Here is a 24,109-nt window from a genome sequence, read left to right as displayed (position 1 = left end):
TTGTTAACGCTGGACAGCGGGTCCTAACGTCGTCCGGACCGCCAGACCTGGTGGGAGTTCGATGGTGAACGTTAGGTAGCCCCCATGCTGACAATCCTCGGATTCGTCATGATCGCCACCTTCCTGGTGCTGATCATGATGAAGAAGATGTCGCCCATCGCGGCGCTGGTGCTGATCCCCGCGTTGTTCTGCGTGTTCGTAGGAAAGGGAGCCCATCTCGGGGAGTACGTCCTCGACGGCGTCGGCAATCTGGCGCCCACGGCGGCCATGCTCATGTTCGCCATCGTGTACTTCGGCGTCATGATCGACGTCGGCCTCTTCGACCCGATCGTCCGGGGCATCCTGCGCTTCTGCAAGGCGGACCCGATGCGCATCGTGGTGGGCACCGCCGTGCTCGCCGCGATCGTCTCCCTCGACGGCGACGGCTCGACCACCTTCATGATCACGGTCTCGGCGATGTACCCGCTGTACAAGCGCCTCAAGATGAGCCTCGTCGTGATGACCGGCGTCGCCGCCACCGCCAACGGCGTCATGAACACGCTGCCCTGGGGCGGCCCGACGGCCCGTGCCGCGACCGCCCTGAAGGTCGACGCCGCCGACATCTTCGTCCCCATGATCCCGGCGCTCGCCATGGGACTCGTCGCCGTGTTCCTCCTCTCGTACGCACTGGGTCTGCGCGAGCGCAAGCGGCTCGGCACCCTCTCGCTGGACGAGGTCCTGGAGAAGGAGACGGCGACCGAGACGGTCCTGTTGGGCGCGGGCGGCGAGGGCCGGACCCCGCTCACCGGGAAGACCAGCGGCGGCTCCTCGGGTTCCGGCACCGGCACCAGCACCGGCACCGGCGCCGAGACGGACGCGGAGGACGACTCCGACGACGACGGCTTCCAGGGGCTCGACCCCCATCGCCCCACCCTGCGCCCCAAGCTCTACTGGTTCAACGCCGCCCTCACCGTCCTGCTGCTCACCGCCATGATCATGGAGTGGCTGCCGATCCCGGTCCTCTTCCTGCTCGGCGCCGCGCTCGCCCTCACCGTCAACTTCCCGCACATGCCGGACCAGAAGGCCCGCATCGCCGCCCACGCGGAGAACGTCCTCAACGTCACCGGCATGGTCTTCGCCGCCGCCGTCTTCACCGGCGTCCTCACCGGCACCGGCATGGTCGACCACATGGCCGACTGGCTCGTCGACGCCATCCCGGAGGGCATGGGCCCGCACATGGGCCTGGTGACCGGACTGCTCTCCATCCCGCTCACCTACTTCATGTCCAACGACGGCTTCTACTTCGGCGTCCTGCCGGTCCTCGCCGAGGCGGGCCAGGCGCACGGCGTCTCCACCCTGGAGATCGCCCGCGCCTCCATCGCCGGACAGGCCCTGCACATGTCGAGCCCGCTGGTGCCCGCCGTGTACGTCCTCGTCGGCATGGCCAAGGTCGAGTTCGGCGACCACACCAGGTTCACCGTCAAATGGGCCGTGCTCACCTCGCTGGTGGTGCTCGGCTCCGGAATCCTCTTCGGCATCATCTGATGCCACACGCGATATCCGGGCCCGGTGGCAGGGGCTGGCTGCTCCGTCTCGTCATCGCCTTCAGCTTCGCGCAGGGGGCGGTGTCGATGGCGCGGCCCGCCGTCTCCTACCGGGCCCTGTCGCTGGGCGCCGACGAGCGGGCCGTCGGCGTCATCGCGGGCGTCTACGCCCTGCTGCCGCTCTTCGCCGCCGTGCCGCTCGGGCGCAGGACGGACCACGGGCGGTGCGCGCCGCTGCTGCCCCTCGGCGTCGTGCTGATCTCCGGCGGCTGCGCCCTCAGCGGTACGGCGGGGTCGCTCGTGGCGATGGCCGCCTGGAGCGGTGTGATGGGGCTCGGCCACCTCTGCTTCGTGATCGGCGCGCAGTCGATCGTCGCCCGTCAGTCCCCACCCGCCGAACAGGACCGCAACTTCGGCCACTTCACCATCGGCGCCTCCCTCGGCCAGCTGATCGGGCCGATCGCCGCGGGTGCCCTGATCGGCGCCGACACGGGCCGCACGAGCGCCCTCGCCCTCGTCGTCTCCGCGGCGGTCGGCGCGGTCTCCCTCGCCTCGCTCTGGCGCATCGAGCACAGGCGTCCCGCGGCCGCCGCCCCCGAGCGCGCCGAGCGCGTGCCGGTGCTCGGCATCCTGCGCACCCGGGGCGTGCCCGCGGGCATCTTCATCAGCCTCGCCGTGCTCTCCGCGACGGACATCCTCACGGCCTACCTGCCGGTGGTCGGCGAGCACCGGGGCATCGCGCCCGCCACGGTCGGCGTGCTGCTCTCGCTGCGGGCCGCGGCGACCATCGCGTGCCGTCTGGTGATGACGCCGATGATCCGGCTGCTCGGCAGGGCCGCGCTGCTGACCTGCACGTGCCTGCTCGGCGGGCTGCTGTGCGCGGGCCTCGCGCTGCCGGTCCCGGTGTGGGGGCTCGCCCTGATGCTCGCCGTGCTCGGTTTCTGCCTCGGTGTCGGGCAGCCGCTCTCCATGACGACGGTCGTGCGGGCCGCGCCCGACGACGCGCGCTCGACGGCCCTCGCGCTGCGGCTCACCGGCAACCGGCTCGGGCAGGTGGCGGCGCCCGCGTCCGCGGGTCTCGTCGCCGGGGTCGCGGGGGTGGCCGCGCCGTTCGTGATGCTGGGCGGGCTGCTGCTCGTCGCGGCGGGTCTCGGCGTACGCGAGGGGAGGCGCAAGACCCCCGGAGGCGCCGACTGCCTCCGGGGGGCCGGACGGGACGCGGACCGGCGAACGGGCCCGCGTCCCAGGGGTGTTACTGGACGATCTTGAGGAGCTTGTTCGGCGAACCCGTGCCCGGGCTGGTCACCACGCTCGGCGTGGCACCGTTCACCAGGGCGGAGGAGACCTGCGCCGGCGTGGCCGAGGTGTGGCCGGCCAGGTAGATCGCCGCCGCGCCCGCGACGTGCGGGGTGGCCATCGACGTACCGGAGATGGTGTTGGTCGCCGTGTCGCCGGTGTGCCAACCCGCCTTGATGGAGACGCCCGGCGCGAAGATGTCCAGGACCGAGCCGTAGTTGGAGAAGCTGGCCCTCGCGTCGTTGCTGCCGGTCGCGCCGACCGTGATGGCCGCCGGGACGCGCGCGGGGGAGGAGTTCGCGGCGTTGGTGTTCTCGTTGCCCGCCGCGACCGCGTAGGTGACGCCGTCGGCGATGGAGTTCTTCACGGCGGTGTCCAGCGAGGTGGACGCGCCGCCGCCGAGCGACATGTTGGCCACGGCCGGGGCACCGGCGGCGTGGTTCCTGGTCACCCAGTCGATGCCCGCGATGACGCCGGCGGTGGTGCCGGAGCCGTTGTTGTCGAGCACGCGGACGGCCACGATCTTGGCCTTCTTGGCGACGCCGTACGTCTTGCCGGCGATGGTCGTGGCGACGTGCGTGCCGTGGCCGTTGCCGTCCTGGGCGGTGGTGTCGCCGTCCACGGCGTCGTAGCCGTTGACCGCGCGGCCGCTGATCTCGGAGTGCGAGATACGCACGCCGGTGTCGATGACGTACGCGGTGACGCCCGTGCCCGCGGTGTCCGGGTACGTGTACGAGCCGGAGAGCGGCAGCCTCGTCTGGTCGATGCGGTCCAGGCCCCAGGGGGCGTTGGTCTGCGTCGCGGTCGAGTGGAGTCTCTGGTTCTGCTCGACGGAGGCGACGGCGGGATCGGCGGCGAGTCTCTTCGCCTCCGTCGCGGTCAGCTTCGCGGAGTAGCCGTTGAGCGCCGACTTGAAGGTCTTCTGCACCGAGCCGCCGTACTCGGCTATGAGGTCCTTGCCCTGGCTCGTGGCGGCCTTGAGGCCCGAACCGTTCTTCAGCGTGACGATGTAGCTGCCCTTGATCGCGTCGGCGGAGCCGGCCGCGAGCACGGTGCCCTCGGCGGGGGCGGCCTGGGCGGGGAGGGCGGTGACCGTACCGATGACAGCGGCGGCGGTGGCGGTCGAGATCGCCGCGGCGATCACAGTCTTCTTGCTGCGAAGCATGGCCATTACGAGGGAGTCCTCCTCATTGGCGGCGTGCCCGGGGTCGGGCGCGCGACTGTGGGGGGTGTGCGCGGGATCGCACACACAGAAGGGAGCGGTGCGTGCCGCTCCCGTCGCGATCAGCAGAGTGTCTGTTCGATGGGGCGAGATCAAGAGTCCCGACGTCTTGTCATGCGTCCGTCACGTATTTGAAATCGAATACAAGGCGAATGGGTGGGGTGTGTCCGGAAAACAGCGCAGGACGGGACGGGCGCGCGGAGCGGGCACACGGCAGGCCGCCGCCTCGCGCGCTGGTCGGCGGCCTCGTGCGGGCCTCGGGGCGGTCTGGAAGCAGGGTGGACGGGCGCTCGCCCGGGGCTGGAACCGGCCCGCGGGGCGCGGCCGGACCGGTCGGCGCGGGCGCCGGTGCCGTGGCCCCTGGTGCCCGAAAACTATCGGCGCTAGTTTGTAGCGCGGACGACAACCTGGAGGAATGCGATGAAGGCCCATGACGGGATGTACATCGACGGTGCCTGGCGCCCCGCTGCGGGCACCGACACCATCACGGTCCTGAACCCGGCCGACGAGCAGCCCGTCGGCCAGGTCCCCGCGGGCACCGCGGAGGACGTCGACGCCGCGGTCCGCGCCGCCCGCGCCGCCCTGCCCGGCTGGGCCGCCACCCCGCCCACCGAGCGCGCCGCCCTGATCGGCGCACTCCGCGACCGGCTCGTCGCCCGCAAGGACGAGGTAGCCGAGACCGTCACCGCCGAGCTGGGCGCCCCGCTGCCGTTCTCGCAGGCCGTGCACGCCGGGGTGCCCATCCTGGTCTCCGGTTCGTACGCCGAACTCGCCGCGACGCACCCCTTCGAGGAGCGGGTCGGCAACTCCACCGTCTATCTGGAGCCGGTCGGCGTGGTCGGCGCGATCACGCCCTGGAACTACCCCCTCCACCAGATCGTCAATAAGGTGGCCCCCGCGCTCGCCGCGGGCTGCACGGTGGTGCTCAAGCCCGCCGAGGACACGCCCCTCACCGCCCAGCTCTTCGCCGAGGCGGTCCACGAGGCGGGCGTGCCGGCCGGTGTGTTCAACCTGGTCACCGGCCTCGGCCCGGTCGCGGGCCAGGCGCTCGCCGAGCACGAGGGCGTCGACCTCGTCTCGTTCACCGGCTCGACGGCGGTCGGCAAGCAGATCGGCGCCACGGCGGGTGCGGCCGTCAAGCGCGTCGCCCTGGAGCTCGGCGGCAAGTCCGCCAACGTCATCCTGCCCGGCGCCGACCTCGCCAAGGCCGTCAACGTCGGCGTCGCCAACGTCATGTCCAACTCCGGCCAGACGTGCAGCGCCTGGACCCGCATGCTGGTCCACACCGACCGGTACGACGAGGCGGTGGAGCTCGCCGCGGCCGCCGCCGCCAAGTACGGCGACCGCATCGGCCCCGTCGTCAACGCCAAGCAGCAGGCGCGCGTGCGCGGCTACATCGAGAAGGGCGTCGAGGAGGGCGCCCGCATCGTGGCGGGCGGCCCCGAATCGCCCAGGGAGCGCGGCTACTTCGTCCAGCCGACCGTCTTCGCGGACGTCACGCCCGAGATGACCATCGCCCAGGAGGAGATCTTCGGCCCGGTCCTCTCGATCATCCGCTACGAGGACGAGGACGACGCCCTGCGCATCGCCAACGGCACCGTGTACGGTCTCGCGGGCGCGGTGTGGGCGGCCGACGACGCGGAGGCGGTCGCGTTCGCCCGACGCATGGACACCGGCCAGGTCGACATCAACGGCGGCAGCTTCAACCCCCTCGCGCCCTTCGGCGGCTACAAGCAGTCGGGCGTGGGCCGCGAGCTGGGCGCGCACGGCCTGACGGAGTACCTCCAGACGAAGTCCCTTCAGTTCTGAAACCGCCCGACCCCGCCCCTTGCCAACCTCCCCAAGGAGTACGTGAACGTGGTCCGCGCCGCCATCCTCCCCGCCGTCGGCTCGCCGCTGGAGATCGCCGAGATCCACCTGCCGGATCCGGGCCCCGGCCAGGTCCGGGTGCGCCTCGCGGCGGCCGGGGTCTGCCACTCCGACCTGTCCCTGACCAACGGCACGATGCGGGTGCCGGTGCCCGCCGTCCTCGGCCACGAGGGCGCGGGCACCGTGGTCTCCGTCGGCGAGGGGGTCACGCACCTCGCGCCCGGCGACGGAGTCGTCCTGAACTGGGCCCCCTCCTGCGGCAGCTGCCACGCCTGCTCGCTCGGCGAGGTGTGGCTCTGCGGCAACGCCCTCGCGGGCGCCGCCGACGTCTACGCCAGGCGGCCGGACGGCACCGACCTGCACCCCGGCCTCAACGTCGCCGCCTTCGCCGAGGAGACGGTGGTCGCGGCGGGCTGCGTCCTGCCGGTGCCCGACGGCGTCCCGCTCATCGACGCGGCCCTGCTCGGCTGCGCCGTCCTGACCGGGTACGGCGCCGTGCACCACTCGGCGCGGGTCCGCGCGGGCGAGAGCGTCGTGGTCTTCGGCGTCGGCGGGGTGGGTCTCGCCACGTTGCAGGCGGCCAGGATCGCGGGCGCCGGCCAGATCATCGCCGTCGACGTCTCCCCGGCGAAGGAGGAGTTGGCGCGCTCGGCCGGAGCCACCGACTACGTGGTGGCCTCGCCGACCACTCCGCGCGAGATCCGGGGGCTCACCGGCGGCCACGGCGCCGACGTCGCGGTCGAGTGCGTGGGGCGCGCGGTGACGATCCGCTCGGCCTGGGAGTCGACGCGGCGCGGCGGACGCACCACGGTGGTCGGCATCGGCGGCAAGGACCAGCAGGTCACCTTCAACGCCCTGGAGCTCTTCCACTGGGGCAGGACCCTGTCCGGCTGCGTGTACGGCAACTGCGACCCGGCGGTCGACCTGCCGGTCCTCGCCGGGCACATCAGGGCGGGCAGCCTCGACCTCGGCGCCCTGGTCACCGACCGGATCGGTCTCGACGGCATCCCGGCCGCCTTCGAGAACATGGTCGCGGGCAAGGGCGGGCGGGCGCTCGTCGTGTTCTGAGCCGCGCCCGGCCGCTGCCGGGCCGTGCTGTCACTTCCCGGTCGGCGAACCCGTCAGCCGGGGAAAGGACCTGGCTGCCGCCAGGAACACGAGCGTGGTCAGCACGAAGGGCCAGGTGAAGGCGTGCCCGCCGACCGGCGCGGAGAACGCCGCCACGGCCGGTCCGAGCGCCGTCGCGGTGGCGGCGCCCACGAGCGCGTACGCGAGTGTCGCCGCCCGCACCGGCAGGAAGACGCCGCACAGGGCGAGGGCCACGAGGACGGAGTTGTACCCCGCCGTGCCGTCGGCGAGCCGCGCGGCGGGGGCGCCGAGGGCCCACGCGGTGCCCAGCCCCACCGCGCTGCCGAGGCACGCGACGGCCGCGGTGCGGCGCCCGGCGACGAGCAGGCCGAGCAGCAGCAGGGCGCCCACGTACCACTGCGGCATGAAGAAGATCTGGCCGAAGCCGGCGAAGAACCCCCGGGCCAGGTCGGCGGGTTGCGGCGCGGTGGAGCCCGTCGCGGCACGCGCGAGCGCGGCCGGTCCCTCCCCGTGGTGCCAGACGTGCCGGAAGCCCGGCGCGGCGACGGTCGCCGCGGAGGCGGTCAGGCAGAACGGCAGGGTGAGCGACGGCAGCTCCCAGGCCCCGAGGAACCGGACCGCGGCCGCGGTCACGACCGTGACGACCACACAGCCCGCGACGGCGAGCAGCGCCGTCGACACGTGTTCCGCCCCGAGGAGGACGGCGAAGGAGAGCGCCGTGAGGCAGGCGTTGAACCCTTCGAGGCCGGTCGCCACGCGGTCGCGGGCCACGCCGAGGAGCCGCGCGGTGGCCGTCCCCACGGTGGTGCCCGCCAGGCCGTAGAGCCCGTACTCCCAGCCCCCGGCGAACAGCGCCACGCAGAAGACGGCGCCCGCGGCGACGCTCGGCAGGAAGGTCACCTGCGCCTGGCCGCGCAGCACTTGCGCGGCGAAGAGACGGAGCGCATCCGTCGCGTATCCCACGGCCACTCCCGTGTCACGTCTTCTGTTGGGTCCTGGTCTTGTGACGTCCTGGTTTCGCCCGCCAGGACGGATGCAGATTACAGCTACCTCGCCCGCCGCGGGGCCCCATGGAGTACTCTTCTCATAGTGGTCAAGGTGTAGTACTGCGAATGGAGTGGTGCGGCGATGGTGCGCAGGAACGACGGGCGGCGGGCGGCTCTGGTGGACGCCGCCATCGAGGTGCTGGCCAGAGAGGGCGCCCGCGGGCTGACCTTCCGGGCGGTGGACACGGAGGCCGCGGTGCCCACGGGCACGGCGTCGAACTACTTCGGCAACCGCGACGACCTCCTCACCCAGGCGGGCGCCCGCGTCTACGAGCGCCTCACGCCCGACGAGGCGATCATCGAGCGGCAGCGCGCCGCCAAGCCCGACAAGGAGACCTACGTCGAGCTGATGCGCGAGGTCGTCGGGCGCGTCAGCGGCTTCCGCACGGGCTATCTCGCCCTGCTCGAACTGCGCCTGGAGGCCACCCGGCGCCCGGAGCTGCGCGCCGTCCTCACCGAGCGCGTCAGCGCCGACCTGGCGGCCAACCTCTCGTACCACGCCGAATCCGGGCTGCCGGGCGACGCGACGGCGGTCAAGCTGCTGTACCTGGCCTTCAACTGGCTCATCGTCGAACAGCTCACCCTGCCCGACGTCCTCTCGGAGGCCGAGCGCGACGCCCTCGTCGCGGCCGCGGTGGAGCGCATCGTCACCGAGTGACGGCGTCCTGGAGGCCGTCCACACCGAGGTGCGCGGCGAAGGCCCGCGCCCCGGCCGGGGTCACCCGCACGGCGCGCTCCGAACCGATCCGCTCGCACCACCCCGTGGCCAGCGCGTGCCGGCACAGCGCCGCCCCCGCGACCCCGGCGAGGTGGGGCCGGCGCTCCGTCCAGTCCAGGCAGCCCCGGGCCAGCGGGCGCCGCCCGCCCCGCGCGAGCTCGATCCCCAACTCCCCGAACCACGCCACCCCTTGGTCGGTCAGGGCGAACCCGGTGTCCTGCCGCAGCAGCCCCCGCTCCGTCATCGCCCCGGTGATCGTGATCCCGAGCCGTCCCGCCAGGTGGTCGTAGCACGTGCGGCCGCGGGCCATCGCGCCGGCGGCACCGGCCTCGCGCAGCGTGCGGGGCGCGACCGGCGTGCCGGGCGCCGCGTGGGCGGCGAGGTCCTCGACGAGCTGGGCGACGCGCGCGTCGGCGAGCCGCACGTAGCGGTGGCGGCCCTGCCTGGCCTCGGTGAGCAGGCCGCCCGCGACCAGCCTGCCCAGGTGCTCGCTGACCGTCGACGCGGCGACGCCCGCGCGCCGGGCCAGCTCGCCGGCCGTCCAGGCCCGCCCGTCGAGCAGGGCGAGCAGGCAGACCGCCCGCGTCTCGTCGGCGAACAGCGCGGCGAGGGAGGCGAGGGCCGCGGCGGTCGCGGAGGCGTCGGCGGGTGCGGTGGTGTTCTTCGTGGGGCCCGGCTTCATGTCTCCAGGGTGCGCCGGAAACACTTCGGCGCGCACCGAAGGGTCACAGCCGCTGGGCCGCGACCTGTTCGTACTGGAGCGCGAGCCCGTCGAGCAGTGCCCGGAGGCCCGCCTCGAAGGCGCGCTCGTCGATGACCTGCTGGCGCTCGGCGAGCAGGTGGGCCTGGCCCAGGTGCGGGTAGTCGGCGGGGTCGTAGGCGGCCTCGTCGTCCACGAAGCCCCCGGCGAACGAGCCGAGCGCGGAGCCCATGATGAAGTACCGCATCAGCGCGCCGATCGACGTGGCCTGCGCGGCGGGCCACCCCGCGTCGACCATCGCCCCGAACACCGCGTCCGCGAGCCGCAGTCCGGCCGGGCGGCGGCCCGGGCCCCGCGCGAGCACCGGCACGATGTTCGGGTGCCGGGTGAGAGCGGCCCGGTAGGAGACCGCCCAGTCGTGCAGCGCGGTACGCCAGTCACGCCCGTCGGCGGCGTCGAACATCGACAGGTCGACCTGTGCGCTCACCGAGTCCGCGACCGCCTCCAGGATCTGGTCCTTGGTGCGGAAGTGGTTGTAGAGGGAGGGTCCGCTGACTCCGAGCTCGGCGGCGAGACGGCGCGTGGAGACGGCCGCGAGTCCCTCGGCGTCGACGAGGGCGCGGGCCGTGTCGACGATGCGTTCTCGGCTGAGGAGGGGCTTGCGCGGTCGGGCCATGCGGCACATAGTAGGGCTGCCCCCAGAAACTAGCAGTGCTAATTTAAAACCCCACGTACTCGCCGTAACCCCATGCGAAGAGGTGCCCACGATGAACCTGGAGCTCAGCGACGAGCAGGCCGCCGTCCGGGAGCTGGCCGAGGAGTTCGTCGCGCGCGAGATCACCCCGCACGTCGTCGAGTGGGACCGCGCCGAGAGCGTCGACCGGGCCCTCGTGAAGAAGCTCGGGGATGTCGGCTTCCTCGGCCTCACCATCGACGAGGAGTACGGCGGTTCGGGCGGCGACCACCTCGCGTACTGCCTGGTGACCGAGGAGCTCGGGCGCGGTGACTCCTCCGTGCGCGGCATCGTCTCCGTCTCGCTCGGCCTGGTCGCCAAGACGATCGCGCACTGGGGGAGCGAGGAGCAGAAGCGGCAGTGGCTGCCGGGGCTCACCTCCGGCGAGTACGTCGGGTGCTTCGGGCTCACCGAACCGGGCACCGGCTCCGACGCGGGCAGCCTCACGACGAGGGCCGTCCGCGACGGCGACGCGTACGTCATCAACGGCACCAAGATGTTCATCACGAACGGCACCTGGGCGGACGTCGTGCTCCTCTTCGCCCGCACCGGCGACGCCCCCGGCCACAAGGGTGTCTCCGCCTTCCTCGTCCCCACCGACACCCCCGGCCTCACCCGCCGCACCCTGCACGGCAAGCTCGGCCTGCGCGGCCAGGCCACCGCCGAACTCGTCCTGGAGGACGTGCGGGTCCCCGCCTCGGCCATGATGGCGCCCGAGGGCAAGGGCTTCTCCGTCGCCATGTCGGCGCTGGCCAAGGGGCGCATGTCGGTGGCGGCGGGCTGCGTGGGCATCGCGCAGGCCGCCCTCGACGCGGCGGTGCGGTACTCCACCGAGCGCGAGCAGTTCGGGAAGACCATCGCCCACCACCAGCTGGTGCAGGAGCTGATCAGCGACATCGCGGTGGACGTGGACGCCGCACGGCTGCTGACCTGGCGGGTCGCTGACCTGATCGACCGGGGCCGGCCGTTCGCCACGGAGTCCTCCAAGGCCAAGCTGTTCGCCTCCGAGGCCGCCGTGCGCGCCGCCAACAACGCCCTCCAGGTCTTCGGCGGCTACGGCTACATCGACGAGTACCCGGCGGGCAAGCTGCTGCGCGACGCCCGGGTGATGACCCTCTACGAAGGCACCAGCCAGATACAGAAGCTCGTCATCGGCCGTGCGCTGACCGGGGTCTCGGCCTTCTGAGTACCGACCTGAGTACGCGAGCGGATGTGGTGCCGGTCACGTGAGCGCGATGCTGCGGTCATGACCGAGCCACTCGTCAAGCAGCAGACCACCACCGCCTACTACGGCCAGGCCGTCGCCTCCTTCGCCATCGCCCTCGGCGCGGTGGTCGTCGGCATCGGCTACCTCGACGCCTCCGCCTGGGTGCGGGGCTTCCTCGCCGTCTCGGTGCTCTACCTGACGACCTCCGCGTTCACCCTCGCCAAGGTGATCAGGGACCGGCAGGAGGTGGAGCAGATCGTCAGCAGGGTCGACCAGGCCCGCGTCGACCGGCTCCTCGCCGAACACGACCCGTTCGCCAAGCCCTGACCCCACCCGGCCGGAACCGGCCGGACCCGACCTGACCTGCCCCGATCCGGCCGTCGCCCTAAGCGCTTGCTCACCGGCAGGGGTATGGTGTCCCTCCCGAACGGCGAAGGAGTGGACATGGGTGCGGCGGAGGAGACCGGCGGCGAGGAGCAGCCGTGGGGCGAGGTCAGCCCCGACGCGGCCAGGCGACTGCTGGTCGCCGCCGTCGAGGCCTTCGCCGAGCGCGGCTATCACGCGACGACGACCCGCGACATCGCGGGCCGCGCCGGCATGAGCCCCGCCGCGCTCTACATCCACTACAAGACGAAGGAAGAGCTCCTCCACCGCATCAGCCGGATCGGCCACGACAAGGCCCTGGCCATCCTGCGGACCGCCGCGGACGGCGAGGGCGGCCCCGCGGAGCGGCTCGCGGCGGCCGTGCGCTCCTTCGTCGGCTGGCACGCCGCCCACCACACGACCGCGCGCGTCGTGCAGTACGAACTGGACGCGCTCGGTGAGGAGCACCGCACGGAGATCGTCGCGCTGCGCCGCAAGTCGGACGCGGCGGTGCGGGACATCATCAACGACGGGGTGCGGACCGGGGAGTTCGACGTCCCCGACGTGCCGGGCACCACGCTCGCCGTCCTCTCGCTCTGCATCGACGTCGCCCGCTGGTTCAACGTGGCGGGACACCGGACGCCCGACGAGGTCGGCGCGCTCTACGCCGACCTCGTGCTGCGGATGGTGGGCGCACGGCCCGCGGAACCCCGTAAGTAGCGATACCTCAGAAGTAGTAGCGCGACACCGACTCCGCCACGCAGGCGGGCTTCTCGCCGCCCTCGCGCTCCACGGTGACCTTGGCCGTCACCTGCACGCCGCCGTCCTTCGTCGGCGTGACGTCGGTGAGCACGGCGGTGGCGCGCAGCCGTGAGCCGACCGGCACGGGGGAGGGGAAGCGGACCTTCTCCGTGCCGTAGTTGAGGCCCATCCTCATGCCCTCGACCCGCATCGTCTGCGGCACCAGGCTCGGCAGCAGGGAAAGCGTCAGGTAGCCGTGCGCGATGGTCGTCCCGAAGGGGCCCTGCGCCGCCTTCTCCGCGTCCACGTGGATCCACTGGTGATCGCCGGTCGCCTCCGCGAAGAGGTCGATCCGTTTCTGGTCGATCTCCAGCCAGTCGCTGTATCCGAGCTGCTCGCCGACCGCGGCGCGCAGCTCGTCGGGCGACGTGAAGATCCTCGGCTCCGCCATGTCCCTGGCCTCCTAGACGTATGCGAGTGGACGCATGCGAGAACGTACGCAGACTAAGCGCTTGCTCAGCATGGGGTGTGGGCCGACGCGTGTCAACGGACCAGCCAGTAGGTTTGAGGAGTGCCCCAGATACCGGAGAAGGTCCACGAGCTCACCGTCGGCCAGCTGGCCGACCGCAGCGGCGTCGCCGTGTCCGCCCTGCACTTCTACGAGTCCAAGGGCCTCATCTCCAGCCGCCGCACCTCCGGCAACCAGCGCCGCTACCACCGGGACACGCTGCGCCGCGTCGCCTTCATCCGCGCCTCCCAGCGCGTCGGCATCCCGCTCTCCACGATCCGCGAGGCCCTCGACTCGCTGCCCGAGGAGCGCACGCCCAACCGCGAGGACTGGGCGCGCCTCTCGGAGGGGTGGCGCTCGGAGCTGGACAAGCGCATCAAACAGCTGGGCAGGCTGCGCGACCACCTGACCGACTGCATCGGCTGCGGCTGCCTCTCCCTGGACACCTGCGTGCTGTCCAACCCCGACGACGTCTTCGGCGAGCGGCACAGCGGCTCCCGCCTGCTGGTGGACCGCAAGCCCCGCCGGACGTGAGGCGCCCGGCGGGGCCCGCGGTCACTCGTACTCCGTACCGCCCTTGCGCGTCAGATAGGCCGGGCTGACCGCCTTCGCGATGGCCCGCCCGCCGGTCACCGGGCTGTACCGCTCCACGGCCGGCCGGATCACGACGCCCTCCCGCAGATGCAGGTCCTGCCCGGACACGGTCTCCCGGCCCGTCGCGAGCTCCAGGACGCGCTCGGCGTCGTAGGGGCCCTCGTAGAGCCGTGGCACCAGCGGCAGTTCACCGGCGAGCAGCTTGGCCGCGTCCAGCCAGCGCACCTGGCCGTCGACGTCCGCGCTGACGTCGAAGACGGCGTACCCGAGCGTGTCGCGCCGGCCGTCCGCGCCATAGGCCAGGTCCTGCACCCCCGCCCCGTACACCTCGCCGAAGACGCCGACCCGGCGCGCCCCGAGCCGCTCCGCGAGCCGGGCCGCGGCGGCCGCGACGCCGTGCCCGCGCACTGCCCGCCAGTACAGATTGCGCGCGTCCTCCCGCAGCGCCAGGGACTTGGCGCCGAACCCCTTCGAGGAGACGTGCACACGCCCGCCGTCGGCGACGTACGTCACCAGGCAGGCCGAACCGTGCAGCTTCTCGGTCACGACGACCGGCTCGCCGGGCTCGAAGACGTCCGGACAGCGCTGGATGTTCTCGATGTCGACCCACGGCAGCAGGTCGGGTGCGGCTTCCACGTCACCGCTCATCGTCGGCGGGACCGGCGGCACCCACTTGGTGATGCCGAGCAGCTCCGCGAAGTCAGTGCCGTCGGCCGCCGCCCGCGCCAGGTCGACGCCGGCCAGCGCGGCCGGGCGGCAGACGATGCCCTGCGACAGCTCACCGCGCAGCCGTACCGCCTTGACCCGGTCGCGGTTGCCGCCCGCCAGCCGCCCGGTGAGACCCAGCTCCTCGATGAGCGCGGCGGGCAGCACCGACTGCTCGGGGATGTAGACCGCGCTCTCGCCGGTGCGGTAGGCGCCCTTGGCGACGACGGCGCGGTACAGGCCCACCTGGGCCAGTTCGAGGGCGTCGGCGCCCGGATGCTCGTGGATCGTCAGTGTTTCGGCGGTGACGCGCAGCGTCGACATGGGGCCGTTCTCCTCAGGGGCTTCCGGTGTCCTTCATCGACGATCACTCTGCCGCCCGGCAAATCCACGTGACCACCGGAATTTCCCTGTGCTAGACCTCCCGCAACCGCCCGCGCGGTACCAACGTGTCTTGTGCACAGGGAAATACGCAGAGCACGTCGACGCGGATCGGGGGACCACATGTCTGTCGCCATCTGCTCCTTGCTGTGGGACGCCGCACGGCACGGGCAGCAATCCATCAAGTACGACAGTGACGGCTACTACTTGGTGCGCTTTCCGTACGGCACGGGTGACGAGTCCTATGACCCGTGGCGCATGCACGACCCCTCGAAGGGCGGCACCAGCCCGTCGAAGTTCCCGGACGCCCGCTCGGGGCTGATCTGGCCCAGCCACGACGGCTGGGGCATGCTCTCCGCCATGGTCTTCTGGGCGGCCGACACCAAGGCCACCGAGCACCGCTCGCGCTATGTGCGCGACCCGCTGAACCTCACCACCGGTTACGACTCGACGGCGACCACCGACGCGGCGCCGACCAGGGGCGGGCAGTACCGCACCTACCTCTGGCAGATGTTCGTGCACCCGGACACACCCGTCGGCCTGAAGATCTCGACCCGCGGCGCGGGCGACGTGAAGCTCCGGACACCGCTGATCCACGCCCAGTTCAAGCTGGCCATCCACACGGACGTGAAGACGCCCTAGCCGCTTTCCGGCGCGGCCCGGAACCCGCGCCGGGCCGCGCCGGTCAGGAGTTCACCGAGGGGCGGTCAGGCGGACACCAGGGACCGCAGTGACCTCGACCGTGCCCGGGTGACCGCCTCCGGGGTGAGGACGGGGGCGGGCACGACGATGCCGCAGCCCGTGCAGACCGCTCCCGAGGACGGCTCGTGCGCCAGGCCGTGCTTCCAGGCGAGGGCGGTGTCCGCGCAGACGGGGCAGCCCGTGCCCGGCTCCCGCTCCAGCGCCGCGATGATCCGGCGCAGCACCTCGGCGAGGGGTTCGTGCGGGTGGACGTCGGGGTCGTCGCACCAGGCGACCCCGAACCCGCCCCAGGTGCAGCGGTGCCAGTCGTCGAAGCTGCCCGGGCGCCTGAGCCCGTCGTGCTTCTCCTTGCGGCGGCGTTCCGCGAAGCCCGCCTCGTAGGCGAGCCAGACCGCGCGGGCCGCCTCCAGCTCGTTCAGCGCCGACACCAGCCTCGCCGGGTCGGGGGACCTGTCCTCGGGCCCGAACCCGGCCCTGGCGCACAGATGGTCCCAGGTCGCCCGGTGTCCGTAGGGGGCGAACCTCTCCAGGCACTTGCGCAGCGAGTAGCGTCGCAGCGCCAGATCGCTCTTCGGATCGCGCACCTGTCTCGCGAGACTCCGGAATCCGGCCATCGCCCTGCACCTCCGTCACACATGCTTCGCGTACTGGTACCCCGTGTTCCGCATTCGCCTGCGTCGATGTCGAGCCAAGTCGATCGAGTTCGAAACGACGTCGCCGAGTAGACGTATCGACACGCGATTCGGCTCCCTCTTCGCGCGACTGTTTTTCGCCTGCCCGCCTCATCTGGGGTGATGCCGACACAAGGGGGGCGCGTTGTGGTGATTCGGCAAAGGCGACGCTTGTTCATCTTTCGGGTTCGGCAACCCGCCAGTAGCCTCCGCCGCATCGGCCTTCCGCAGGACCCGGAGGAGCACCCATGCGACGTGGCACCGTCAGGCTCAGAACTCTCACCTCGGGGGCGGCGCTGGCGCTCGGCGCCGCCCTGCTCGCGCCCCAGGCGGGCGCCGCGGCCGCCCCGCGGGACCCGGCGCCGAAACAGGAGCCCGTCGAGCCGCGGCAGGAGCCCGTCGACCACTGCGGAAGCCAGTGCGCGGACATCCTGCCGCCCGGCGCGAACGGCAGCGCGACGCTCGCCGAGATCCTCGCCCACCGGGTCCTCGGCACCCAGCCCCCGCACGCCGACGACCAGTTGGCGCCCTACGACGCGCTCTCCTCCGGCTACCCCTCGCTCACCGACGACCGCCTCACCGAGTTCTTCAACGACGCCTCCTTCGGCGTACGGGAGGGCCAGGTCGCCTCCGTCACCAGACCGCGCGACGACGTGACGATCACCCGGGACAAGAAGTACGGCATCCCGCACATCAAGGGCACCACGCGCTACGGCACCGAGTTCGGCGCGGGCTTCGCCGCCGGACAGGACCGGCTCTGGCTCATCGACCTCTTCCGGCACATCGGGCGCGGGCAGCTGACCTCGTTCGCGGGCGGCGCGCTCGCCAACCAGGGCCTGGAGCAGCAGTTCTGGCCGCAGGCCCCGTACACCGAGAAGGACCTCGAGAAGCAGGTCGAGTACATCAAGTCGACGCAGGGAGAGCGCGGCCGGCAGGCGATGGAGGACGCGCAGGCCTACATAGACGGGCTCAACGCCTACCGCGTGAAGGCCAAGAACGGCCGCTACTTCCCCGGTGAGTACGTCCTGACCGGCAAGATCGACGCGATCACCAACGCCGGCGAGATCGAGCCCTTCAAGGTCACCGACATGATCGCGCTGGCCTCCGTGGTCGGCGGCCTCTTCGGCAACGGCGGCGGCGGAGAGGTCGAGTCCGCCCTCTCCCTCCTCAAGTCCCAGGAGAAGTACGGCGTCGAGAAGGGCACGGAGGTCTGGGAGTCCTTCCGCGCCCGCAACGACCCCGAGGCCGTCCAGACCATCCACGACGGCACGGGCTTCCCGTACGCGGGCAAGCCCGAGAAGGCGCGCGGCACCGCGCTGCCGGACCCCGGCTCCGTCGAGCGCGAACAGCTCGTGTACGACCGCGAGGGCGGCGCGAGGAGCGGCGCCAAGGACCCGGTGAAGGCACCGAAGAAGCTCAAGCCGCTTCAGGGCATGTACGACAAGGGCGTCCTGCCCGCGGACCTCTTCGGCGAGGACGGACACAAGAAGGGCATGTCGAACGCCCTGCTCGTCTCCGGCAAGCACACCGCGAGCGGCAACCCCGTCGCCGTCTTCGGCCCGCAGACGGGCTACTTCGCCCCCCAGCTCCTCATGCAGCAGGAGCTCCAGGGCCCCGGCATCAGCGCCCGCGGCGTCTCCTTCGCGGGCGTCGGCATGTACGTCCAGCTGGGGCGCGGCCAGGACTACGCGTGGTCGGCCACCTCCGCGGGCCAGGACATCACCGACACATACGCCGTCGAGCTCTGCGAACCGGGCGGCGGCGCCCCCACCAAGCAGTCCACCGGCTACCTCCACCGGGGCACCTGCACGCCCATGGAGAAGCTGGAGCGCAAGAACGCCTGGAAGCCGACCCTCGCCGACTCCACGGCCGCCGGCTCCTACCGCATGCAGGTGTTCCGCACGAAGTACGGCATCGTGACGCACCGCGCGAGCGTCGACGGCAAGCCCGTCGCGTACGTCTCGCTGCGCTCCACCTACCGCCACGAGGCCGACTCCATCATCGGCTTCCAGATGGTCAACGACCCGTCGTACGTCAAGGACGCCGCGAGCTTCATGAAGGCGGCGCAGCACATCAGCTACGCCTTCAACTGGTTCTACGCCGACTCGCGCGACATCGCGTACTACAACAGCGGCGCCAACCCCGAGCGTGCCGACGGCGTCGACCCCGCCCTGCCGGTCAAGGGCCAACAGGAATACGAGTGGCGGGACTTCGACCCCGAGAACAACACCTCCGCGCAGACCCCGCCCGCCGAGCACCCGCACTCCGTCAACCAGGACTACTACATCTCCTGGAACAACAAGCAGGCGAAGGACTTCAGCACGGCGGGCTTCGGCATGAGCGCCGTGCACCGCGGCGACCTGCTCGACGGGCGGGTCAGGAAGCTCACCGAGGAGGGCGGCGTCACCCGCGCCTCCCTCACCCGCGCCATGTCGGAGGCGGCCGTCACCGACCTGCGCGGCGAACAGGTGCTGCCCGAACTGCTCAAGGTTCTCCGCGCCAAGCCGGTCACCGATCCGCAGTCGGCCAAGGCGATCCAGCAGCTGGAGGCGTGGCGCAAGGCGGGCGCGCAGCGCAACCGGACGTCGGCCGGGTCGAAGACGTACGCCCACCCCGACGCCGTGCGGATCATGGACGCCTGGTGGCCGCTGCTGATCGAGGCCCAGTTCGAGCCCGGCCTCGGCAAGGACCTCTACGCCGCGCTCACCGCACAGCTCGCCACCGACGAGGCGCCGTCCGCGGGCCACGGACCGACCGGGGCGCACGCCGGGTCGGCCTTCCAGTACGGCTGGTGGGGCTATGCCGACAAGGACCTGCGCAAGGTCCTCGGGGAGCCGGTGAAGGGCGAGCTCGCCGACACCTACTGCGGCGGCGGCGAGCTCGACGCCTGCCGCGACGCCCTCCTGACCACCCTCGCGCAGGCCGTCGCCAAGCCCGCCACCGAGGTCTACCCCGGTGACGACTCCTGCAAGGCCGGCGACCAGTGGTGCGCGGACTCGATCATCCACCGGGCGCTCGGCGGCATCACGCACAAGCCGGTCCAGTGGCAGAACCGCCCGACGTACCAGCAGGTCGTCGAGTTCCCCCGGCACCGGTAGGCGGGACCGTCAGGCGAGAGCGATCCGCCCCGCGGCGAAGACGAGGCGCGCCAGCTCCTCGTGGCACACGTCGCTGTGCGCGCCGGAGGGCGGACCGCCGCGCCGCACCACCGACGCCGCGTCGACGCTCACGCACCCCTTGGCCGGCACCTCGTCACCGAGCTTGATGCGTTTGGTGCCGGCCACGGAACGGATGCCGTTGTAGCCGATGGCGCCCCACCGCTCCCACAGGCTCAGGAAGCTCGACGAGTCACCGGCCAGCTTCGACGCCAGCGGGTACAGGCGGCCGAGCGCGTCGTCGTGGCGCGAGTAGCAGGAGACGAGCGGGCCGTCGACGCGGCGCTGCACGCCGTGCAGGGCGCCGCCGCGCGACTTGTCGTGCGGCAGCCGCTCGGCGAACGTGTAGTGCGAGAACGCCCCCTGGAGGAGCGTCACGGACTTCACCGCCCGCACGTCCGCGGGCATCCCGCGCAGCGCGTACGAGACGAGCCGGCCGCCGAAGCTGTGCCCGATGAGGTGCACCCTGATCGTCGGCACATCGGCGGCGAGCAGCCCGATCGCGGGGCCGAGCCCCAGCTGGCCGACCGCGCCCGCCCGCCGCTTCATCGCGTAGTACGTGCCCTGCCGCAGGAGTTCGTGCGCACCGTCCCACAGCCGGTCGCGCACTTCGCCGAGGAGCAGCGGCTCCCCGGTGTCCGCGCGCGCGGCGGCGAACACCTCGCAGACCTGGACGGCGTCGTCGGTGAGCATGGCGGGCTCGCCCGCGCCGGTGTCCTGGCCGAAGTGGCGTGCCGGGTGGGTCTCGCGCAGGGAGACCAGCTCCCGCACGTGCCGCCCGAACTCATAGACGCGCGACGGCACTTCGGAGCGCTCCGCGAGCAGTTCGGCGATCCGGTCGAGGGTCGATGCGTGGTCGGGGAAGGCCCGGTCGAGCGCCTGCCGGGTCGCCGCGTCGAGCACGGGCTCGCCGGGCGGTGCGACGGGCACGGCGGCGGCCGAGGGGTCGAAGTCGGGGATGGTCTCGTCGGGGAAGCGGATGGCGGGCCACAGCACCCCGACGTAGCCGAGGCGCACCCCTGGCCCGGCCAGCTCCCGGCAGGGCCCGAAGAAGCGCCGGTACAGCTTCCTGGCGTCCTTCTGCTCGTTGTTCCAGCCGTGCGCGAAGACCAGCAGATCGGTGACGCGTTCGCGTTCCGCGCCGGAGAGCAGCTGCGCACGCTGCGCGGTGTCGACGTCGCCGTCGGCGTCGAAGGTCAATTCCCAGTAGGGCTCCACGCGAAATATGATCCTGCCGCCCGGGCCACCTGGCCATAGACCGCGCAGCACCTGGCCCCGGCGAACAGGTGCACGGGTCAGGCCAGTTCCCGCTCCCGTGTCTCCGGCAGCGCGAGGACGCAGAGCAGCGACACGACCGCCATCGCGCTCACGTACCAGCCCACCGACGAGGAGCCGAACGCCGACTGAAGCCGTGTCGCCACCAGCGGCGAGACGGCGCCGCCGAGCACGCCGCCCAGGTTGTAGGCGAGCGAGGCGCCCGAGTAGCGCACGTTCGTGGTGAACAGCTCGGGCAGATAGGCGCCCATCGGGCCGTAGACGACCCCCATGCAGAACAGGGCGCCGCCCAGCGCGAGGGCGACGAGCACCGGCTGCTCGGTGTCGAGGAGCGGGAAGAGCACGAGCCCCCACACCACCGCGAGCGCCGTGCCCGCGAGCACCAGGCGGCGCCGCCCCGCCCCGTCGGAGCGCGTCGCGGCGAGCCAGGTGCCGGCCGCGAGGAAGAGGCACGCCACCAGGGAGAGGCCGAGCATGGTGTCGCGCGGGATGTGCAGGGTGCCGGTGGCGTAGGAGAGGCAGTAGGTCGTGGCGGTGTAGAAGAGGCCGTACGCGACGACCATCCCGCCCGCGCCGAGCAGCAGTTCGCGCGGATGGCGGCGCAGCACGTCGAGCGCGGGCACCTTGCTCGCCTCCTGCGCCTCCATGACCTTCGCGAAGACCGGTGTCTCGCTGATCCTGAGGCGCACGAACAGGCCGACGGCGACCAGCAGGAACGAGAGCAGGAACGGCACCCGCCAGCCCCACGTCCTGAACGCGTCGTCGGAGAGCGTGGCCGAGAGCAGCCAGAAGACGCCGGTGGCCGCGGAGAACCCGACGGAGGGACCGAGTTGCGGGAAGGCGGCGTACATCCCGCGCTTCTTCTTCGGCGCGTGCTCCACCGCGAGGAGCGCGGCGCCGCCCCACTCGCCGCCGAGCCCGATGCCCTGGAGGAAGCGGAGCAGGATCAGCAGCAGCGGAGCCCAGACGCCCCACGTGCCGTAGCCGGGCAGGAGGCCGACGAGGGCGGTCGAGAGCCCCATCAGGAGCAGCGACGCCACCAGGACGGACTTGCGCCCCACCCGGTCGCCGAAGTGCCCGAAGGCCACCGAGCCGATGGGCCGCGCCGCGAACGCCACCGCGTACGTGGAGAACGACGCGAGGGTGGCGTTGACCGGGTCGAGGGTCGGGAAGAACGCCTCGTTCAGGACGAGGGCGGCCGCCGTGCCGTAGATGTAGAAGTCGTAGAACTCGATGGCCGTCCCGATGAAGGAGGCCACGGCCACCCGGCGCAGACTCTCCGGGCCGCCGTCCTTCCCGCCCTGGACCTGCTGCTTCTCTGTTGCTGTCGCTTCGCTCTGCACGAGCGGCACTCTCGTGGTCGGTGTAGGGGCCAGTCAATAGGTGATACGGCTGGTCTCGGTCACTGAGACTGCCGGTGGGCCGGTGTGATGTCGTGCAGGTGGATGAGGATGTCGTGCGAGGCCCCGAGGCGGATCTTGTACGGGCCGTCCGGGTACGCGTTGCCGATGCTCCGGGTGGGCCGGGGCTCGGCCAGCCATGTGCGGGCGGCCGGGGGAGCGGTGCGCAGGTCGACGAAGTAGTCGTCGAAGCGCACCTTGTCGAGCGTGTGCTCGTTCGTGCCGCGCGCCGCCGGGGCGAGCCGGCGCGGCTTCCAGACCTGGGAATCCGCGCTCTGCGCCATCAGCCCGCCCTCGTTGAAGGTGAACCCGATGCTCGCGTACCGCTTGCCGATCCTGTCGCGCAGGAAGGCGCCCTGCATCTTCGGATAGCGCGGATCGAAGGACTCGTAGGCGACATGGGCGTTGTGGGCCGAGAGGAGCACCTTGCCGCCCGTGTACCGCTGCCACCACACCGTGTTCTGCGCCATGATGCGGTCGCGGTACAGCATCGCGTCCCGCTGGCCGTCGGGCGTGTCGAGCGGGAAGGCGTACATGTCGCCGGTCTGGGCGACGGACCGGGCGTGGTGCAGGGCGAGTTCGTAGGGCTTGCTCCGCGCGTCCGGCCTCCGCTCCTTCAGCAGGTCGTACGCCTCGCGCGCCTTCTTCGCGAGCGCCTCGCGCTCGGCGAGCGGCCGTCCCATGTACGTGTCGCCGTCCGTCAGGCGCCGCAGCGGCGCGTACAGCTCGGTGATCCGGGGCAGCAGCTCCGGCTCGTGTGCGCGCACGTAGTCGCTCACCCCGTCGAACAACTCCGCGCCCTGCTCGGGGTAGTTGAGGTCGTTGCCCATGAAGCGCAGCTCGCGCTCCGGGTGTTGTGCGTTGTACGCGCGCATCCAGCGCAGCAGATGGACGTACTCCTCCGTGTCCCACGGGGTCTTCGCCAGCTCACGGTGGACGAGCTCGCGGGCGTCGCCCGCCCCGCCCCGCACATACGCGTCGAAGCGCAGCCCGGTCGTCCAGCTCATCTCCTGCGCGAACGTGGTGAAGCCCTTCTCCGCGACGAGATGCCGGAACACCCGCTCCTTCATCGTGAAGAACTCGTGCGAGCCGTGCGTCGCCTCGCCGAGACCCACCACCGACGCGTCGCCGACCATCCGGCCGAGCGGCCGCAGGTCCTTCGTGCCGCCGCCCGGGTCGGTCGACCGCAGGGGATGGGCCGCGCGTTCGATCGCCGCGACCGGATCGGCGGGCCGTGGCGCGGCCTGGGCCGCGTGGGGAGCGAGCAGCGCACCCGTCCCGGCCGCCGTGACCAGCAGAAGAGGGACCTTGCGGCGCGTCACCCGTGCCATGTCGTGCCTCCTGAACTCGACCGATTCCCTACGAAGATCACCGTCCCGCGCGGGCCGGGCGCCGCACCATCCGGCAGACACCCCCACGGCCGGTGGGGTCTGCCCCACCACCGCCATGGCGTGTACGTTCGGCGGCATGGCGGATTTCATACTGGTGGCAGGGGCGTGGCTCGGCTCGTGGGCGTGGGACGACGTGGCGCGTGAGCTGCGGGCCGCCGGGCACGGCGCCCATCCGCTGACGCTCTCGGGCCTCGCCGACAAGCAGGGCGCGCCCGCCGGACAGCAGACCCACGTGCGGGACGTCGTCGACGAGGTCGAACGGCTCGGCCTGCGCGATGTCGTCCTCGTCGGACACAGCTACGCGGGCATCCCCGTCGGCCAGGCCGCCGAGCGGATCGGGGACCGGCTCGGGCGCGTCGTGTTCGTCGACGCCGTCGTGCCCGTCGACGGCGAGTCCTTCGCGTCGATGTGGTGGCAGGGGCAGCCCGCGTTCGAGGCCCGGCTCGCCGAGGACGGCGGCTCCTGGGTGCCGGACGCGGCGGACTTCGACGGCCAGGACCTCGACAGCGAGCAGATCGCCCGGATCGCCGGCGGCACGACCCCGCACCCGGGCGCCACCCTCACCGAGCCCGCCGTGCTGGAGCGCTCCCTCGGCGAACTCCCCACGACGTACATCAAGTGCCTGCTCGACGGCGCCGAGCCGGTGGACGACGTGGCCGAGCTCCTCAAGAGCGCGCACTGGCGCCTCGTCGAGATGGACACGGGCCACTGGCCGATGTTCTCCCAGCCCCGCGAGCTGGCGAGGGTCCTCCACGCGAGCGCGCGCACCTGAGCCGTCCGGCCGCCCACGACCTCCGCGCCCCCCTTTCGCCACGACATA

General features: G+C 72.0%; 22 protein-coding genes. 12 read left to right on the top strand and 10 right to left on the bottom strand.

Annotated elements, in window-relative coordinates:
- The first annotated feature begins 84 nt into the window (after positions 1-84).
- A complete protein-coding gene (locus ACZ4Z4_RS16885) occupies positions 85-1,524 on the top strand; it encodes a CitMHS family transporter (protein ID WP_468327479.1) in 1,440 nt (479 codons plus the stop codon).
- Positions 1,524-2,792 (top strand): MFS transporter, encoded by a 1,269-nt coding sequence (locus ACZ4Z4_RS16880; RefSeq protein WP_468327477.1) that lies wholly within the window; start codon positions 1,524-1,526, stop codon positions 2,790-2,792. The genes ACZ4Z4_RS16885 and ACZ4Z4_RS16880 overlap by 1 nt, the downstream gene beginning before the upstream one ends.
- Here ACZ4Z4_RS16880 and ACZ4Z4_RS16875 read toward each other — a convergent pair.
- On the bottom strand, positions 2,776-3,990 hold the full coding sequence (locus ACZ4Z4_RS16875) for a S8 family peptidase (RefSeq protein WP_468327475.1): 1,215 nt from the start codon (positions 3,988-3,990) through the stop codon (positions 2,776-2,778). The genes ACZ4Z4_RS16880 and ACZ4Z4_RS16875 overlap by 17 nt on opposite strands.
- A gap of 471 nt (positions 3,991-4,461) precedes the next feature.
- Here ACZ4Z4_RS16875 and ACZ4Z4_RS16870 point away from each other — a divergent pair, with 471 nt between their 5' ends.
- The gene (locus ACZ4Z4_RS16870; protein WP_468327473.1) at positions 4,462-5,850 is read left to right on the top strand and encodes an aldehyde dehydrogenase family protein; all 1,389 of its coding nucleotides are present in this window, start codon (positions 4,462-4,464) and stop codon (positions 5,848-5,850) included.
- 48 nt (positions 5,851-5,898) lie between these two features.
- On the top strand, positions 5,899-6,978 hold the full coding sequence (locus ACZ4Z4_RS16865; protein WP_468327696.1) for a zinc-binding dehydrogenase: 1,080 nt from the start codon (positions 5,899-5,901) through the stop codon (positions 6,976-6,978).
- 30 nt (positions 6,979-7,008) lie between these two features.
- On the opposite strand, the gene ACZ4Z4_RS16860 is transcribed toward ACZ4Z4_RS16865, so the two are convergent.
- Positions 7,009-7,962 (bottom strand): urea transporter, encoded by a 954-nt coding sequence (locus tag ACZ4Z4_RS16860; RefSeq protein ID WP_468327471.1) that lies wholly within the window; start codon positions 7,960-7,962, stop codon positions 7,009-7,011.
- 165 nt (positions 7,963-8,127) lie between these two features.
- Here ACZ4Z4_RS16860 and ACZ4Z4_RS16855 point away from each other — a divergent pair, with 165 nt between their 5' ends.
- Positions 8,128-8,703, top strand: coding sequence for a TetR/AcrR family transcriptional regulator (locus ACZ4Z4_RS16855; protein ID WP_468327469.1), 576 nt, complete (start codon positions 8,128-8,130; stop codon positions 8,701-8,703).
- Here the strand turns inward: ACZ4Z4_RS16855 and ACZ4Z4_RS16850 are convergent.
- Together ACZ4Z4_RS16850 and ACZ4Z4_RS16845 are read right to left on the bottom strand one after the other, a co-directional pair.
- Complete coding sequence (locus ACZ4Z4_RS16850; protein WP_468327467.1) at positions 8,693-9,445, bottom strand: ArsR/SmtB family transcription factor; 753 nt, start codon at positions 9,443-9,445, stop codon at positions 8,693-8,695. The two genes, ACZ4Z4_RS16855 and ACZ4Z4_RS16850, sit on opposite strands and share 11 nt — an antisense overlap.
- 43 nt (positions 9,446-9,488) lie before the next feature.
- Positions 9,489-10,139 (bottom strand): TetR/AcrR family transcriptional regulator, encoded by a 651-nt coding sequence (locus ACZ4Z4_RS16845; RefSeq protein WP_468327465.1) that lies wholly within the window; start codon positions 10,137-10,139, stop codon positions 9,489-9,491.
- A gap of 91 nt (positions 10,140-10,230) precedes the next feature.
- Here ACZ4Z4_RS16845 and ACZ4Z4_RS16840 point away from each other — a divergent pair, with 91 nt between their 5' ends.
- The 3 genes from ACZ4Z4_RS16840 (at position 10,231) to ACZ4Z4_RS16830 (ending at position 12,486) form a co-directional block, all read left to right on the top strand.
- Positions 10,231-11,382: an acyl-CoA dehydrogenase family protein gene (locus ACZ4Z4_RS16840; protein ID WP_468327463.1), complete on the top strand. Its 1,152-nt coding sequence runs from the start codon at positions 10,231-10,233 to the stop codon at positions 11,380-11,382.
- Between the two features lie 60 nt (positions 11,383-11,442).
- Positions 11,443-11,730, top strand: coding sequence for a YiaA/YiaB family inner membrane protein (locus ACZ4Z4_RS16835; protein ID WP_468327461.1), 288 nt, complete (start codon positions 11,443-11,445; stop codon positions 11,728-11,730).
- 117 nt (positions 11,731-11,847) lie between these two features.
- Entirely contained in the window at positions 11,848-12,486 is a 639-nt protein-coding gene (locus ACZ4Z4_RS16830; protein ID WP_468327459.1) for a TetR/AcrR family transcriptional regulator, read from the top strand.
- A gap of 7 nt (positions 12,487-12,493) precedes the next feature.
- Here ACZ4Z4_RS16830 and ACZ4Z4_RS16825 read toward each other — a convergent pair whose 3' ends face one another.
- Complete coding sequence (locus ACZ4Z4_RS16825) at positions 12,494-12,958, bottom strand: MaoC family dehydratase (RefSeq protein WP_468327457.1); 465 nt, start codon at positions 12,956-12,958, stop codon at positions 12,494-12,496.
- Positions 12,959-13,078: 120 nt separating this feature from the next.
- Between ACZ4Z4_RS16825 and soxR the strand changes: the two genes are divergently transcribed.
- Positions 13,079-13,549, top strand: coding sequence for a redox-sensitive transcriptional activator SoxR (soxR, locus tag ACZ4Z4_RS16820; RefSeq protein ID WP_468327455.1), 471 nt, complete (start codon positions 13,079-13,081; stop codon positions 13,547-13,549).
- A 21-nt stretch (positions 13,550-13,570) separates the two neighbouring features.
- On the opposite strand, the gene ACZ4Z4_RS16815 is transcribed toward soxR, so the two are convergent.
- The gene (locus ACZ4Z4_RS16815; protein ID WP_468327453.1) at positions 13,571-14,638 is read right to left on the bottom strand and encodes an RNA ligase (ATP); all 1,068 of its coding nucleotides are present in this window, start codon (positions 14,636-14,638) and stop codon (positions 13,571-13,573) included.
- 180 nt (positions 14,639-14,818) lie between these two features.
- Here ACZ4Z4_RS16815 and ACZ4Z4_RS16810 point away from each other — a divergent pair, with 180 nt between their 5' ends.
- Positions 14,819-15,337, top strand: coding sequence for a hypothetical protein (locus ACZ4Z4_RS16810; RefSeq protein WP_468327451.1), 519 nt, complete (start codon positions 14,819-14,821; stop codon positions 15,335-15,337).
- Between the two features lie 65 nt (positions 15,338-15,402).
- Here ACZ4Z4_RS16810 and ACZ4Z4_RS16805 read toward each other — a convergent pair whose 3' ends face one another.
- Positions 15,403-16,011: a hypothetical protein gene (locus tag ACZ4Z4_RS16805; RefSeq protein WP_468327449.1), complete on the bottom strand. Its 609-nt coding sequence runs from the start codon at positions 16,009-16,011 to the stop codon at positions 15,403-15,405.
- 305 nt (positions 16,012-16,316) lie between these two features.
- On the opposite strand from ACZ4Z4_RS16805, the gene ACZ4Z4_RS16800 reads away from it, so the two are divergent.
- On the top strand, positions 16,317-19,166 hold the full coding sequence (locus tag ACZ4Z4_RS16800) for a penicillin acylase family protein (RefSeq protein ID WP_468327447.1): 2,850 nt from the start codon (positions 16,317-16,319) through the stop codon (positions 19,164-19,166).
- A 9-nt stretch (positions 19,167-19,175) separates the two neighbouring features.
- On the opposite strand, the gene ACZ4Z4_RS16795 is transcribed toward ACZ4Z4_RS16800, so the two are convergent.
- The 3 genes from ACZ4Z4_RS16795 to ACZ4Z4_RS16785 form a co-directional block, all read right to left on the bottom strand.
- Positions 19,176-20,441, bottom strand: coding sequence for a serine-threonine protein kinase (locus tag ACZ4Z4_RS16795; protein ID WP_468327445.1), 1,266 nt, complete (start codon positions 20,439-20,441; stop codon positions 19,176-19,178).
- Positions 20,442-20,518: 77 nt separating this feature from the next.
- The gene (locus ACZ4Z4_RS16790; RefSeq protein WP_468327443.1) at positions 20,519-21,841 is read right to left on the bottom strand and encodes an MFS transporter; all 1,323 of its coding nucleotides are present in this window, start codon (positions 21,839-21,841) and stop codon (positions 20,519-20,521) included.
- Positions 21,842-21,900: 59 nt separating this feature from the next.
- A complete protein-coding gene (locus ACZ4Z4_RS16785; RefSeq protein ID WP_468327442.1) occupies positions 21,901-23,229 on the bottom strand; it encodes an erythromycin esterase family protein in 1,329 nt (442 codons plus the stop codon).
- A 136-nt stretch (positions 23,230-23,365) separates the two neighbouring features.
- On the opposite strand from ACZ4Z4_RS16785, the gene ACZ4Z4_RS16780 reads away from it, so the two are divergent.
- Entirely contained in the window at positions 23,366-24,061 is a 696-nt protein-coding gene (locus ACZ4Z4_RS16780) for an alpha/beta fold hydrolase (RefSeq protein ID WP_468327441.1), read from the top strand.
- The last annotated feature ends 48 nt before the right edge of the window (positions 24,062-24,109 follow it).

It is taken from the genome of Streptomyces sp. NPDC030245, assembly GCF_055572995.1.
Note: the sequence above shows the minus strand (reverse complement) of the source record. Positions and strands in the feature narration are given on the sequence as shown.